The organism is Alteromonas sp. AMM-1, from assembly GCF_047290655.1.
In the GTDB taxonomy this organism is placed as follows: Bacteria; Pseudomonadota; Gammaproteobacteria; order Enterobacterales; family Alteromonadaceae; genus Alteromonas; species Alteromonas mangrovi.
In genome coordinates this window covers 21313-34669 of the sequence record NZ_JBLBUE010000002.1, presented here as the reverse complement: position 1 = coordinate 34669, position 13357 = coordinate 21313, and the positions used below count along the sequence as shown (strand labels likewise).

The following is a 13357-nucleotide window of genomic DNA, read 5'->3' as shown; positions in this document are numbered from 1 at the left end:
TACATTTTTGGTTTTAGTGACGTTTGTATTGCCGCTTTTTATCACAGTAGACACAAAGGAGGATGTTATGATGAAAGCAATAAAACGATTCTTCAAACGAGCGCATCCGTACACGGTGGCGTTTTACTTGGGCAGGAAAAATACCCAGCGTATATTGGACTGCAAGATCAAGAAGAAGTCCAAACTTGTAGATGAAGCCAATAATACGGCTTCTGATTAAAAACAACTGATTGCTGGCTTTACCGTTTACCACGGAAAAAACAGCGGAATCAACAAGTAACAACAGGCAAATACCCACAGCAACATCGGTGTGCCCAACTTTATAAAATCGCTAAAGCGGTATTTTCCTGGTTCAACAATTAGCGTCACTATGGGCGAAGCGATGGGTGTCATAAAGGCTGCTGATGCCGCAAATAACACCGTTAATGCCAAGGGGTAGGGCGATACCCCTAACTGCTGTGCCAGACTAATTGCTATCGGGGCCATCAGTACTGCCGACGCGGTATTCGATAAAATATTGGTAAGTAGCGCAGTAATAAAAAACACCATAACTAACAACGTTTGTGGTGAGGCGCCTTCGGCAACGTGCAGTAAACTTTCTACTATGAGGGTTGTGCCACCGGTTTGCTGAAGCGCATCGGCTAGTGGCAGCATACCGGCCAGCAGTACCAGGCTTTGCCAGTGAATTGCCCGGTAAGCATCGGCGGCACTTAAACAGCGGGTAACCACTGCCGCCAGCGCAGCAATTAATACGGATGCCACCAATGGCATCCAGTTGAACACTGAGCTCAACACCATTAGCGCGGTAATCCCCAAGGCTACTGGCATTTTCTGAAATGCCGGTACCACTTCCGATGCCTCTGCGGGCTTTTCCAGTACCACAAAATCATGATTTTGCTGTTGCAGGTGCGTGATTTTGGCCCACGGCCCGGTGACTAACAAACTGTCGGACGGCTGTAAAATGAGATCCTGAAATTGTTCAACGGATGCCCTGTTGCGTCTTACACCGAACACATCCAGCCCGTATCTGTCGCGGAACCGGGTTTCCCGGATGGTTTTGCCGATGAGCCTGGATTCCGGGTGAATCAACACACTCACTGCACCAAACTCCCAACTGCGATATTGAGCTTCCAGTTGCGAAGGATGAAAACCGAATAGTTGATAGGTTTGCTTAACTGTGTCCAGCTGATCAGCCGGAATAGCGACATGTAATACATCATCGCTGTGCAGCACAATATCGGGTGAAACGCCGGCTTTTAGTTCACGCCAGCCCCTTACTCGTTGAGAAAGGTCCAGAATGCGTAATCCATGGCGATTGTAAAGTTCACTTTGTGCAATGGTTTTGCCATGTAAGGGTGAATCCGGGCCAATTTGCAGATACACCAGTTCCCGGTTTACCCGGTATTCATCCCACAACGCCTGAATTGTGCGCTGTACCGACAGTGTTTCATCTTTACCCGAATCAGGCAGCCAGTGTTTACCAACTGATACCATGTAAACCATCAGCCCGGCTAATACCACTGCCCCCATTATGCTGAAGGAGAAGAAACCCAGAGGTTGGAATCCCTGACTGCTAAGTGCACCGCTTATCACCAGGTTGGGCGGAGTGGCAATGAGTGTAAGCATGCCACTTACCAGCGCTGCATACGACATTGGCAGTAACAGTTTGCCCGGATTGTTTGCCGTGTGACGGGCAATTCGCATAACGATAGGAATAAAAATAGCAACGACTGCCGTAGAGCTCATTACGGCGCTCAACATGGCGCAGGCCAGCATAAGCATGATCAGTAATTTGGTTTTCGACCCCTGGCTGTGATCAGCTATCCAATCGCCAACAAATCTGGCGACGCCCGTACGATCGAGCATTTCCCCCACCACCAACAGGCCTGCAATGAGCACAACCACCGTATTGCCAAAGCCGGAAAGCGCGCTTCCAACCGTAGTGACACCGGTTAGCATAAGCGCCAGCATAACCATAATGGCAATCATGTCGTACCGTACGCGGTTTGTTGCCATGAGCAGCGCGGCGACGGCAATAATGACAAACACAATATGGACATGCCAATGAGCAGGTATCGATAGCACGATCACGTCTTCCCTGAGGTTGAACGGTTAGTAGAGATGTCAGCTTAACGCTGCCTGGTGTGCTGGCACCAGTCATTGGATCAATAAATCAGGTAATAGCGGAAAAAGAGCCGAAAATAATTGTTCGACATGCGCTTAAAACCTCCCGTGTAGTGGGTCTGTTCGCTATCCTTGCGAACAACACGGGAGAGATCGTAAATCAACCCATCATTTTAACAGTTGAGTTTTCCGATGGTTTAGGTCAGCTGCGTCTACAACAGGCCAGTTATCGTCCCAGGTAATGGGCAGAATACGTAATTTTTGCAGTGCGTTATCGGCGGTTTCATAGGCGTGAAGTACCAGATAGTCTTTGCCGTCGAAGGTGTAGGCTGCATTGTGACCCAGCGCTACCCAATCTTTATTGCCTTCAATCACCAACGTGCCGCCGCCTTCAAGCAACGACACGCCGTCCCTGTCCAGATAAGGTCCCGTCACAGTTTTACTGCGGCCAACGCGTACGTTGTAGGTGCTGTCCATGCCGCGGCAACACTTGTCGAAAGAGACAAACAAATAGTAATAGCCGTTTTGCTTAAAAATATAGGGCGCTTCAATGGCACCTTCTCCCGGATCAGCATCATTAGCGACACTGGCTCCGGGACGTTTGGCAATGGTGTGCCACTCTTGTGGCTCAGCCAGACGCACCATATCGTCATCCAGTTTTACCAGTTTTAACCCTTCCCAGAATGAACCGAAGCTCATCCAGGCATTGCCCTCGTCATCTTCGACAATGGCTGGGTCAATGGCGTTCCAATGATCGCGATTGGGCACAGAGTCAATCACAACGCCGTAATCAACCCATTCGTAATCCGGCGATGTTGGGTCCAGCGTGGTGTTAACCGTTACGCCAATGCCAGAGGTGTTTTTGCCGAACGCAGAGGCGGAGTAATACAGGTAGAATTTACCGTCTTTTTGATAAATATCCGGTGCCCACAGATGGCCATTAAAGCCTGGTGCTACGCGGCGGGCCCAGCTTGGCTCGTCAGGGAATACCCGTCCCGTAAGCTGCCAGTTAACCATGTCTTTAGATTCGTAGTAGGTAATACCAGGGCCGGTACTGAATACATAGTAGGTATCTCCGGCTTTGGTCATAACCGGATCATGCACTTCAACCTGCTTGGCGTGCGCGCCGCAGCCAGCGATGAGCAGGGCGCTTGCTAACACCCCTGAGCCAGCTTTGACTAATCGGTTTGCCAGCGGGAAAGTTCGATATTGAATCATTTTTACCTCAATTCAAAAAGCGTTTGCTAAGTGTAGCAGCGATCATGTTAAATATGTAATACAATATTAATAATTGGTTAGCAATTTGGCAACCGCAAAACAGGTGTAAGCTATGTTACAACAAACTATCTATAAAGCGCTGCAACTGGTAAGCCTCACCCTGGTTGGGCTGAGCATGGCATCGAATGCAGCCCCACTTGAACCAATTGATAACCCAATAGTGGTACAGCGAGCCGACCCTTGGATAGTCAGGCACGATGATACCGGGTGTTATACATTCATTGGCACGTCGCCGAAATTTGATGAAATTGAGCTGCGTGCCGCCTGCCGGTTAAACGATTTGAAAATTGCTGAGCCAAAAGTGATTTGGAAGAAAAACGCCAAAGGCCCGATGAGCGTAAATATATGGGCTCCGGAGTTACATGAAGTCGATGGCGATTGGTATATCTATTTTGCCGCTGGTGATATTGATCACCCGTGGAGCATTCGCATGTACGCACTGAAAAATACAGCAGAAAACCCCATGGAAGGAAAGTGGGAGGAAGCGGGGCGCATTGCTACGCCTGTCGATTCCTTTTCGTTAGATGCAACCACCTTTGAACATCGTGGAAAGCGCTATTTGGTTTGGGCTCAGCAGGATGCCAAACGCACGTATAATTCCGCTTTGTGGATAGCCGAGATGGACTCTCCCACGTCAATTAAATTCGAGACGGCAACCTTACTCAGCGAACCTAAACTTAATTGGGAAGTGCTTGGCTATAAAGTGAATGAGGGGGCGGCGGTTATCATCAGGCATGGTCGTGTGCTGATTACCTATTCAGCCAGTGCTACCGATCATCGTTATGCGATGGGATTGTTATGGGCAGATGAAAACGCGGATTTACTGGACTCTGCTAGCTGGCACAAGCGTGAGGAGCCCATTTTCACTACTAATGCGGAAGCCGGGCGTTTTGGTCCGGGCCACAACAGTTTTGTAAAAGCCGAAGATGGTAAAACGGATGTGATGATTTACCACAGTCGCGATTATGAAACACTGCGCGGTAATCCTTTGACCGACCCAAATCGACACGCCAGAGCGCGGGTTATTTATTGGGATGCCGAGGGATTTCCGGTATTGCAACCCGAGTTAACTGACTAGCGACAATAAGGTAAAAAATAAGGTACATGGATGTACAGCCGATTGGATTATTCCATTCTGAGCGGTATTCTCCAGTGTCATCCTGATTGATATTTTGTCGTACCATCGGGGTTTATTATTCTCTCCTGTCATCCCGGTTTCGCGAAGCGAACACCGGGACCTTCGGCTTGCAATGCAATAGCACAACCACTAAGATTAAATTTCATTCAATTGCACGCTTCATAGGGAAATGAAAATGGATGCAATCAGCTCAGTTCAGCTCGTCCTGTTAGGTATTGTTGTTGTAGCGTTAATGCTCGAACTCATCGCCATGAAACAAGGCATGTTGGTTCGGGTGGAATATTCCAAAGGAGCCAGGTTTGCATTGGCACTGTTTGTTGTAATAACGTTCGCTTTCTTCGCCATTATTAGCCCAGGTCCGGCTCAACCGCTATTTGCCCTGTGGGGTTTACCGATAGCGATAATTATTTATCGTAAGAAAGACTGGCATAAAGTGAAACCAGGGCTGTGGGGTTAATATGGAAATAATCGCGTTTTTGTTAGTCGTACTTCTAGGCTTTCTCTTTAGTGTTTTACCCTGGCTTTGTGCATTGTGTTCCCGCAAAGCGTCAGGCGCTAAAAAATTGATGTGGTTTCTATTGTCTTTTTTATGTTCCTGGCCAGGGCGTGTTGTTCTTTGCTGTGCACTTTTGCAGCAGCCCATAGCTGGCCAGTGTGCGCCATTTAGGCAAGGTGGCTGTTTGCAGGTCTAGTGGGCCTAAATCAAAAACAGTCAACGCAGTATAAATGGCGCACACTGGCCGGTTACCGGGCGCTGCCCGAAGGGGTCGTCATGAAAGCATTTTACTCTTTGTCACAGCCCTTTGACGTAGAACAACTATGCCTGCAGGGCTGTTTCGCGATTAAAATGCTTTCATATAGACCAAAAGTCGTACAGCAAAGATCAACACGCCCTAGATTATGCCGTTTACTATTTCCTGATTGTAAAACCAGAATGGGAAGATAAGCCTGCACGCCGCGAAAAGCGTGTGCCGAGAAATGAAAACGGTATGCCAATTAAAATGGTAGAGCGCAACTAAAGCCTACTTGTTACATGCCTTATTCAGGTTGTGAACACTGTCTGCAAAGGCACTACCCAGCGTAATATAGTCTTTTGAATGGTAGTGCCAGCCGTCGTCCAAATGTTGGAAAGACTCGGTTACCGTAACCAAATCAGCGCACACATCTTCCTGCTCAAACACCATTTGGGCTTGTTGCACAATGTGGCCCCAGTTCATACGTAAGCCGTCTTCCGGGTCATTGTGAGAGTCGGTAATTTTGCCTATGACTACCGGTAAATCGGGTGCTCTCAACGCTGCGCGTAATAGCGCCATGATGTTTTTCAGGTTGTGCAAATACTGATTGGCCACCACTTCGCTGTCATAGGCATCCGACTCACCTTGCATCCAAATAATCCCCGCGGGAATGAGGGTGTCGGCCTCACCATCACCATCTATATCGCGTACTGCAAAGGCCTGCTGGAATGTATTCAGTGCGTGGTCATACTGATTTATTCCATTTCCCCTGCGGTAGTCGGGAAACCAGTTGTTACCTACGCCATACCCCAGTGCTGAACCTCCCAGGGCGTACTTGATAATGGCAACATTGTCGTTGGGGTTAAGTTCAGCTATACGGTGCCCAAAACCCAGTTCCGGACCAAAAAAATCAGAGTGATGATTGGCTTCACCGTCAGATTTAAACTTTCTGCCATATCCGGGCTGTAGCGCATCCCAAATGCCTCTCCCACCACCGTTGCTGAAGTCGCCAGCCGGGTTGCCATTGAAGATTCGTAATGCAGGTTGTGCAGAGGTATAGGGCTCGGAAAGCTCGGCATTGTTGCCGTAACCCGCCATATTGGATTGCCCACCCAGGTAATACACTTTGTAGGTTTTGGCTTGCGCAGTGAGCGCAAAAAATGACAGGAGCAACAGGATGGAATAACGTTTCATAGGCATATATGTTGTGTATGTCTCGTGTGATACACCCAGCCTACTGTAAGTTGCCATCGGTGTGTTGCTTTTTTTAATCCGGTTTCAAATACGAAAAAGCGGGCGATTACATACTCCGTAATCGCCCGCTATCCAGGGTCAACTCATATCCGGTTTACCAGAAGCGAATATAGATGAACGCGGTAATGCCCAAAATCCCAATTGTGTGGATATAATCCCATTTATCGAGGCCGTCGATCACTTCGCGCATAGTGCCTTTGCCCAGTGTTCTGAACGTCAGGCCTTTAAGTTTTTCGTCGCTTGCACGCTCGGTAAACATACTTACTGCAATCATTACTACGGTAACAATCACAAACAGCAGAATACAGTAGTACAGCCAGTTCATGTTGATGATCCAGGCAAAGGCAGTGCCTTCAATGCTGTCTCTGAAAGGCAGTAGCACCAGACGGATCATGCCAAGTACGAAACCCGATACCAAACCAATATAACCCGCGGCTGGCGTAATGCGGCGACTAATCAAACCGAGCAGGAAGACTGCGGCAATACCAGGCGCAATCAGCGATTGCACGCTTTGCAGATATTCATACAGCACATCGGCAATCAGGCTCATCACGGGGATCCACAGAATACCCAGTACTACGATAACAATGGTGGCAATCCGCCCCACTTTTAGCAGATGCTTCTCGGTGGATTCTGGTTTGAATTTCTTGTAAAAATCGATAGTGAACAGGGTGGCAGACGAGTTGAATAGCGACGCTAGTGAACTCATCAATGCCGCTACCAAACCACCAATTACGATACCTTTCACGCCTGAGGGTAACAACTGGGCTACCAGTGTTGGAAAGGCCTGGTCTGCACTGTCGTAGCTGATTATGCCTTTGGTTTTTAAGGCAACGGCAATCATGCCAGGGAACAGGAAAATAAATACCGGAAGCAGCTTGAGGTAACCGGCGAACATGGCACCACGACGCGCTTCTTTTATGCCTCTAGCTGATAGCACGCGCTGAACGATATACTGGTCGGTACACCAGTACCAAAAACCAATAATAAATGAACCAAAGATAATACCTGGCCAGGGGAATTCGGCATCGCTGGCCGAACGAATAAGGTGCAGATTAGCTTCGTTGATGCGTTCAACTTCAGACCAGCCACCCACTTGATCCAATCCCACCACCAGAATGACTACCGAACCAATAATCAGGACGGGTGTTTGCAGTACCGACGTCCACATGATGGCTTTCATGCCGCCAAGTACGGTGTAGATACCCGTAATAATGACCAGACCCAGTGCCGAGATCCAGAAGAAGTCGATACCCCAGATACTGTCGATACCCAGGATGGTTTTAAAGGCGATACCACCTGCATACACAGTTACCGCTACTTTGGTAAGTACATAACTGATCAGGGATATGACTGACAGGAACGTGCGTGAGGACGAATTGTAACGGCGCTCCAGAAATTCGGGCATGGTGTACACTTTACTGCTCCAGTAAAACGGTACAAAAAACCAGCCCAGCAACAGGATGATCCAGGATTGCAGTTCCCAGTGAGCCAGTGCCATACCTGATTGCGCACCGGAACCAGACAACCCTACCAGGTGCTCAGAACCGATGTTGGAAGCAAATATTGAGGCACCAATGACTAACCAGCTGGCATTGCGGCCAGCGAGAAAATAGTCAGCAGTGTCTTCTTCCTTTTGGCGCATCGACATGCCAACCACACCTAGCAGAAGGACAAAAAATCCGGCTAGCACGAGCCAGTCGAGGGTACTTAATTCAACCATGAATGAACCTTGAAATGTACGGCAGAAAATTATTGGATAAAAATATTATATTACAATTTGATGGATGAAAAGCGATTTTGTTAATGCTGCGTTAATGTGTTGCTGTGTAATGTTGTAATAATCGTGGCAATTTAACGCCCGAAGTGCTTGCACTACTGGGCTTTACGTCATTATGATGGGTTCAGAATTTTAACAATAGTTTAGGGCCTGTTTATCTTTGCTGTACAACTTTTGGTCTATATGAAAGCATTTTAATCGCGAAACAGCCCTGCAGGCATAGTTGTTCTACGTCAAAGGGCTGTGACAAAGAGTAAAATGCTTTCATGACGACCCCTTCGGGCAGCGACCGGTAACCGGCTAGTGTTTATCATTTATCCTGTGTTGACTGTTTTTGATTTAGCCCACTAGACCTGCAAACAGTCGCCTTGTCTAAATGACAAACAGACTGCTGCAAAAGTGTATAGCAAAGTTAAGCAGGCCCTAGCTCAGCGCCGGTGGAAAAGTATGATAGTATGTCGGTGTGAGCCAATAAGCAGAAAAGAATAAACTCCCATGGCGCGAATTGAGAATTTAAACCTATCTCAGCGAGTTACAAATGAGCTGGGTAAGTCAATCATTGCAGGCAAATACGGCGAAGGTAGCGGATTGCCTACTGAAGCACAGTTATGTGATGAATACGGCATCAGCCGCACAGCGGTTCGTGAAGCCGTTAAAATGCTGGCGGCCAAAGGCCTGATTTCATCCAGACCCCGTCAGGGGATCCGCGTAGAGCCGCCGGAAAACTGGAATTTATACGATACCAGTGTACTGGGGTGGATGCTTGAAAGCAGTCCATCGCTATTGGTACTCAAAGAGTTTTTACAAATGCGCCTTGCCATTGAACCTCAGGCTGCCGCACTGGCTGCCCGTCGCGGTTCGCCAGAAGCCATCGCACAAATCGAAAAAGCACTGGCAGACATGGACAGCGCAGCACAATCTCACGGCTCAATTCACGAACCTGATTTGGCGTTCCATACCGCGATATTATTGGCCAGTGGTAATCGCTTTTTCTATCAGTTGCGCGATTTTATTCGCACTGCACTGAATGTGAGTTTTCAGTACACCACGAATGCCAAGGACAGCTTACAGACTATTGCCGATGAACATCGCAAAATCTATCTGGCAATTAAGAGCGGTGAGGCCGAGCGCGCTAAGAACATGATGGCATATTTAATTGACGAAGCCATGGCGTATATCGAGTTAAAAATCAGTGAATCTGCTCAGGCAGAATAAAGATTTTTAAAGGCATTTCTGTTATGGTGTCACGGTCGTTTAGCGCTGGTAAATTCTGGTTATGATCCAATCTTCTGATACAAACGCACAGTATCCTAGCTTACGTGGCAAAAGCGTTTTCATTACTGGTGGCGGCACCGGTATTGGTGAGGTCATGGTGGAGCAATTTTGCGCACAGGGTGCCAAAGTTTGCTTTGTGGATGTAAACTGCGAAAAAAGTCAGGCGCTGGTTGAACGTTTGAACCAGCGTTATAGTGCGGATATCCTTTTCATTGAGTGCGACATTCGCGACATCCCCAGTTTGGAACAGGCGGTCGCAAAGGCCGGTGAAGTAAATGGCGATGTGAGTGTGCTGGTGAATAACGCAGCCGATGATACCCGTCACGAACTGGAAGAAGTGGATGAAGCCTACTGGCAGGATCGCATGGATGTGAATTTGCGCCCGAGCTTTTTTGCCGCCAAAGCCGTGATAGCACAAATGCGACGTGCTGGTGGTGGCAGTATCATTAATGTGGGTTCTGTTAGCTGGCGTCAGAAGCAAACCTGTATGCCTGTGTATACCACGGCAAAAGCGGCCATCGATGGATTAACCCGTACGCTGGCAGCTAAGTTAGGTGCAGATAAAATCCGGGTAAATACGCTGGTGCCTGGCTGGGTAATGACAGAGCGTCAGATGACGCGGTGGGCAAGCCCTGACATCGTGCAAGAAGTCCAGCAAGCCCAGTGTATTCACGAAACGCTGCTACCGATTGATATTGCCAGAGCCGCTTTGTTTATGGCGTCTGACGACAGCAAAATGATGACCGCGCAAACCCTCATCATCGACGCTGGCTGGGTATAACTGCCAGCGTTACTGTTTTTCTATTAGTTTAGTCATTCCCCGACACCCCTTTTCACCGGGTTACCTACTCGTTTCACCTTACTTTCTCAGTCTGGCATCAGTCCGATGGTGCTATGCGTCAGGCAATTAATTGCGCCTGGTGTTGTAATACCAATTCGCATTCCAAACAACAGTACAATCTTCGGTAAACGTCAGTTGTTGCAAAATTGTGTAAATTCTGGCAATGTCCACACCTTAAAAGTAATATAATATGTAAATTGTTGTGAGTAACGCATGCGAGATGTGTTTACCAAGGGAATACTTGTTTGACCGAATTTATGCTGGTGTATCTGGTCTTGATTGTGGGTGCCTGCCTGCAAAGCGTTATCGGCTTTGGTTTGGGCTTGTTGGGTGCGCCACTGATTTATCTGCTCATGCCTGAGTTAGTACCAGGGCCTATGATCCTTAATGCGTTACTGCTCACCACGTTATTGGCAGTGAAACATCAGTACGATATCGATTTAAAGCAAACTGGCTTCTCGATTTTGGGGGGCACCGCTGGAGTACTCGTTGCGGGTAGTGTGTTGCTTTACATCGACGCACATCAGTACCAGATGCTGTTAGGCTTTTGTATTCTTGCTGCTGTGGTGTTATCGCTGGTAGGGGTAAAACCCAGGATCAGTATTATCAGCAACCTTATTGCCGCCATGGTGTCTGGATTTATGGGTACCACTACCTCTGCGGGCGGTGCTCCCATGGGGTTGCTATATCAGTCTGAAGACAAAAATAAAATAAAAGCCAATCTCAGTGTGTTCTTTGTATACATCAATATGTTCGGCATTGCCGTACTGTGGTTCACCGGGGCGGCAGGACACAAGGATTTAGAGCTATTCCTGCGCTGCATACCGGCCATACTGATCGGGTGGTTGTTGTCATATTTTGTTAACCGCAGAATCAATGAGGAGTTTACCCGCAAACTCATTCTTGCCGTGGCTGCATTTGCAGGGGTGGCGCTCATTCTGGCACACTAAGCCTTCGTTTTATTCATTATCGAATTGTAAACTTATGGCTGTGGCTGCACTTCGCGCTTTATATCCTGTTGCCTGCACCCTTGGAGAAGGACTCCATTACAGCGCCTCCCTGGATCGCCTCTTTTGGGTAGACATTAAAGCGCCGGCGCTGTTTCAAATGTGTATGCGGACGCGCAGTATTCAACGAATTCCCATGCCAGAACCGATTGGCTGGGTTAAGGAAACCACAGAAGGCCTCTGGCTGGGTGGATTTCAATCGGGTGTATACTGGCTTAATCAAGATTTCCAGCCAGAACATAAAGTGTGCGCATTGCCCGAAGAACCGCTTTCAAATCGTCTTAACGATGCCAAAACCGATCGCCAGGGCCAGTTGTACTTCGGCACCATGGATAATCATGAACAACAACCCTCCGGTCAGTTGTACAGGCTCACTGCTCAAGGTGCGGTCTCTGTAGATAACGGATACATTGTGTCTAACGGGCCTGCGTTCAGCGTTTGCGGAGCGTACCTGTACACAGTGAGTTCTTCTGAACGCGTTATTTATCAGGCCAGGGTTGGGGGGGCGGGCGAGTTAATCGACAAGCAGCCCTTTATTCAATTCAGCAAGGCCGAAGGCTATCCTGACGGGCTGACCGTGGACTCAAGCGGCAACCTGTGGGTAGCTTGTTGGCAGGGGTTTGGCGTGCGATGTTATTCTGCGTCTGGCAGGTTTATCCGGCACATTATGTTACCTGCGCCCAATGTAACGAATGTTACCTTTGCCGGAACCCATTATGACCGATTATTTGTTACCACTGCCAGAATTGGCCTGAGTGAGTCCCTGCTGGCAAGATACCCTTTATCCGGTGCGCTATTCGAACTGGATGTGACACAGCGCGGTATTGCAGAACACCCGGTTAACATGGGGCGCTAACTGGGCGAGTAGACCTGCAATCAATCGCGCTAATTAACCCGTGCTACAGAATCCCGTTTAACAATAGTGGGTGTATATTTAAACGTTGTGCCCGGTTCTGGAAATTGCCCTTTTGCGCAATCCAATGCAAGACTGGCTGCATGCTTTGCCATCATTTCAATTGGATAACGCAATGTGGTGAGCTTGGGACGACAGTATTTGGCAAGTAATACGTCATCGTATCCGACAACCGACACTTTATCCGGCACAGATATGTTGTGATCCAATAACATAGATAGCGCACCGGCTGCCATCGCGTCATTGTATGCCAGAATCGCGGTAAACTTTACGCCTCTGGCTAACAGGTTTTGTACAGCGATTTCACCGCCTTCCTGATCCGGTGTAGCAAACTCAATATGCGACTCCGGCAGGTGTTTACCCGCTTCGCTAAGGGCCAGTTTTATCCCATCCAAACGCTGAACCGGGTCGAGAATTTGATAGCGGCTACTAATTACGGCAATGTCTTCATGACCGTGATGCAGAATATGTTCTGCCATTAATTTACCGCCGGCCTGGTTATCCAGCCATACGCAACGATTGCCAATTGCTTCTATGTATCGGTTGATCAGAATAAAGCCCGGCACCTGATTGGCAAACTGCACCAACGTATCATCATCGAGGAACTTACTGTGCACCACCATGGCTTCACAGCGATGCTCCATTAACGTTTCAATAGCGCGCATTTCCGTTTCCGGACTGGTAGACCCCGCACTCATCAGAATCTGGATACTGTTAGTTCGGCACATTGTTTCGATACCGTGTGCCAGGCTGGCGAAAAAGGGATCGTGTAACTCGGCAATAACTACGCCTATCGCTGGATTTCGCTGGGTAACCAGCGCGCGTGCATTGGCATTGGGGCGATAGCCCATCTCATCCATAATTTTTTTCACGCGCTCGCGCGTTGCATCGCCTACTTTGGGGCCATTGTTTATAACACGGGAAACCGTGGCCAGTGACACGCCTGCCGCGCTGGCTATATCTTTTATTGTTGCCATGTAGCTATTAAATCCTGTTACACATTTTCGTCGTTA

General features: G+C 48.3%; 11 protein-coding genes. 6 read left to right on the top strand and 5 right to left on the bottom strand.

Annotated features, from left to right (window positions below; genetic code table 11):
- Window positions 1–246: 246 nt before the first annotated feature.
- Window positions 247–2085, bottom strand: coding sequence for an SLC13 family permease (locus tag ACLR2L_RS00795; protein WP_413364841.1), 1839 nt, complete (start codon window positions 2083–2085; stop codon window positions 247–249).
- A gap of 207 nt (window positions 2086–2292) precedes the next feature.
- On the bottom strand, window positions 2293–3342 hold the full coding sequence (locus ACLR2L_RS00790) for an arabinan endo-1,5-alpha-L-arabinosidase (protein WP_413364839.1): 1050 nt from the start codon (window positions 3340–3342) through the stop codon (window positions 2293–2295).
- A 112-nt stretch (window positions 3343–3454) separates the two neighbouring features.
- Here ACLR2L_RS00790 and ACLR2L_RS00785 point away from each other — a divergent pair, with 112 nt between their 5' ends.
- Window positions 3455–4480 (top strand): family 43 glycosylhydrolase, encoded by a 1026-nt coding sequence (locus ACLR2L_RS00785; RefSeq protein WP_413364836.1) that lies wholly within the window; start codon window positions 3455–3457, stop codon window positions 4478–4480.
- Window positions 4481–4715: 235 nt separating this feature from the next.
- Window positions 4716–4997, top strand: a complete 282-nt coding sequence (locus tag ACLR2L_RS00780) for a hypothetical protein (protein WP_413364834.1) — start codon at window positions 4716–4718, stop codon at window positions 4995–4997.
- A 565-nt stretch (window positions 4998–5562) separates the two neighbouring features.
- Here the strand turns inward: ACLR2L_RS00780 and ACLR2L_RS00775 are convergent.
- Complete coding sequence (locus ACLR2L_RS00775) at window positions 5563–6468, bottom strand: sialate O-acetylesterase (protein WP_413364831.1); 906 nt, start codon at window positions 6466–6468, stop codon at window positions 5563–5565.
- A 154-nt stretch (window positions 6469–6622) separates the two neighbouring features.
- Window positions 6623–8251 (bottom strand): sodium:solute symporter, encoded by a 1629-nt coding sequence (locus tag ACLR2L_RS00770; protein ID WP_413364829.1) that lies wholly within the window; start codon window positions 8249–8251, stop codon window positions 6623–6625.
- Between the two features lie 552 nt (window positions 8252–8803).
- Between ACLR2L_RS00770 and ACLR2L_RS00765 the strand changes: the two genes are divergently transcribed.
- The 4 genes from ACLR2L_RS00765 (at window position 8804) to ACLR2L_RS00750 (ending at window position 12287) form a co-directional block, all read left to right on the top strand.
- Window positions 8804–9523 (top strand): FadR/GntR family transcriptional regulator, encoded by a 720-nt coding sequence (locus ACLR2L_RS00765; RefSeq protein ID WP_413364827.1) that lies wholly within the window; start codon window positions 8804–8806, stop codon window positions 9521–9523.
- A 61-nt stretch (window positions 9524–9584) separates the two neighbouring features.
- Window positions 9585–10364, top strand: coding sequence for an SDR family NAD(P)-dependent oxidoreductase (locus tag ACLR2L_RS00760; RefSeq protein WP_413364825.1), 780 nt, complete (start codon window positions 9585–9587; stop codon window positions 10362–10364).
- Window positions 10365–10669: 305 nt separating this feature from the next.
- Window positions 10670–11374, top strand: a complete 705-nt coding sequence (locus ACLR2L_RS00755) for a sulfite exporter TauE/SafE family protein (RefSeq protein ID WP_413364823.1) — start codon at window positions 10670–10672, stop codon at window positions 11372–11374.
- Window positions 11301–12287 (top strand): SMP-30/gluconolactonase/LRE family protein, encoded by a 987-nt coding sequence (locus ACLR2L_RS00750; RefSeq protein WP_413364821.1) that lies wholly within the window; start codon window positions 11301–11303, stop codon window positions 12285–12287. The genes ACLR2L_RS00755 and ACLR2L_RS00750 overlap by 74 nt, the downstream gene beginning before the upstream one ends.
- A gap of 29 nt (window positions 12288–12316) precedes the next feature.
- Here ACLR2L_RS00750 and ACLR2L_RS00745 read toward each other — a convergent pair whose 3' ends face one another.
- The gene (locus ACLR2L_RS00745; protein WP_413364819.1) at window positions 12317–13321 is read right to left on the bottom strand and encodes a LacI family DNA-binding transcriptional regulator; all 1005 of its coding nucleotides are present in this window, start codon (window positions 13319–13321) and stop codon (window positions 12317–12319) included.
- Window positions 13322–13357: the final 36 nt, after the last annotated feature.

Excerpts from the sequence above, each read along its gene's own strand:
- ACLR2L_RS00790 (WP_413364839.1), bottom strand. The coding sequence starts at position 3,342 with ATGATTCAATATCGAACTTTCCCGCTGGCAAACCGATTAGTCAAAGCT.
- ACLR2L_RS00785 (WP_413364836.1), top strand. The coding sequence starts at position 3,455 with ATGTTACAACAAACTATCTATAAAGCGCTGCAACTGGTAAGCCTCACC.
- ACLR2L_RS00780 (WP_413364834.1), top strand. The coding sequence starts at position 4,716 with ATGGATGCAATCAGCTCAGTTCAGCTCGTCCTGTTAGGTATTGTTGTT.
- ACLR2L_RS00775 (WP_413364831.1), bottom strand. The coding sequence starts at position 6,468 with ATGAAACGTTATTCCATCCTGTTGCTCCTGTCATTTTTTGCGCTCACT.
- ACLR2L_RS00770 (WP_413364829.1), bottom strand. The coding sequence starts at position 8,251 with ATGGTTGAATTAAGTACCCTCGACTGGCTCGTGCTAGCCGGATTTTTT.
- ACLR2L_RS00765 (WP_413364827.1), top strand. The coding sequence starts at position 8,804 with ATGGCGCGAATTGAGAATTTAAACCTATCTCAGCGAGTTACAAATGAG.
- ACLR2L_RS00760 (WP_413364825.1), top strand. The coding sequence starts at position 9,585 with ATGATCCAATCTTCTGATACAAACGCACAGTATCCTAGCTTACGTGGC.
- ACLR2L_RS00750 (WP_413364821.1), top strand. The coding sequence starts at position 11,301 with ATGAGGAGTTTACCCGCAAACTCATTCTTGCCGTGGCTGCATTTGCAG.
- ACLR2L_RS00745 (WP_413364819.1), bottom strand. The coding sequence starts at position 13,321 with ATGGCAACAATAAAAGATATAGCCAGCGCGGCAGGCGTGTCACTGGCC.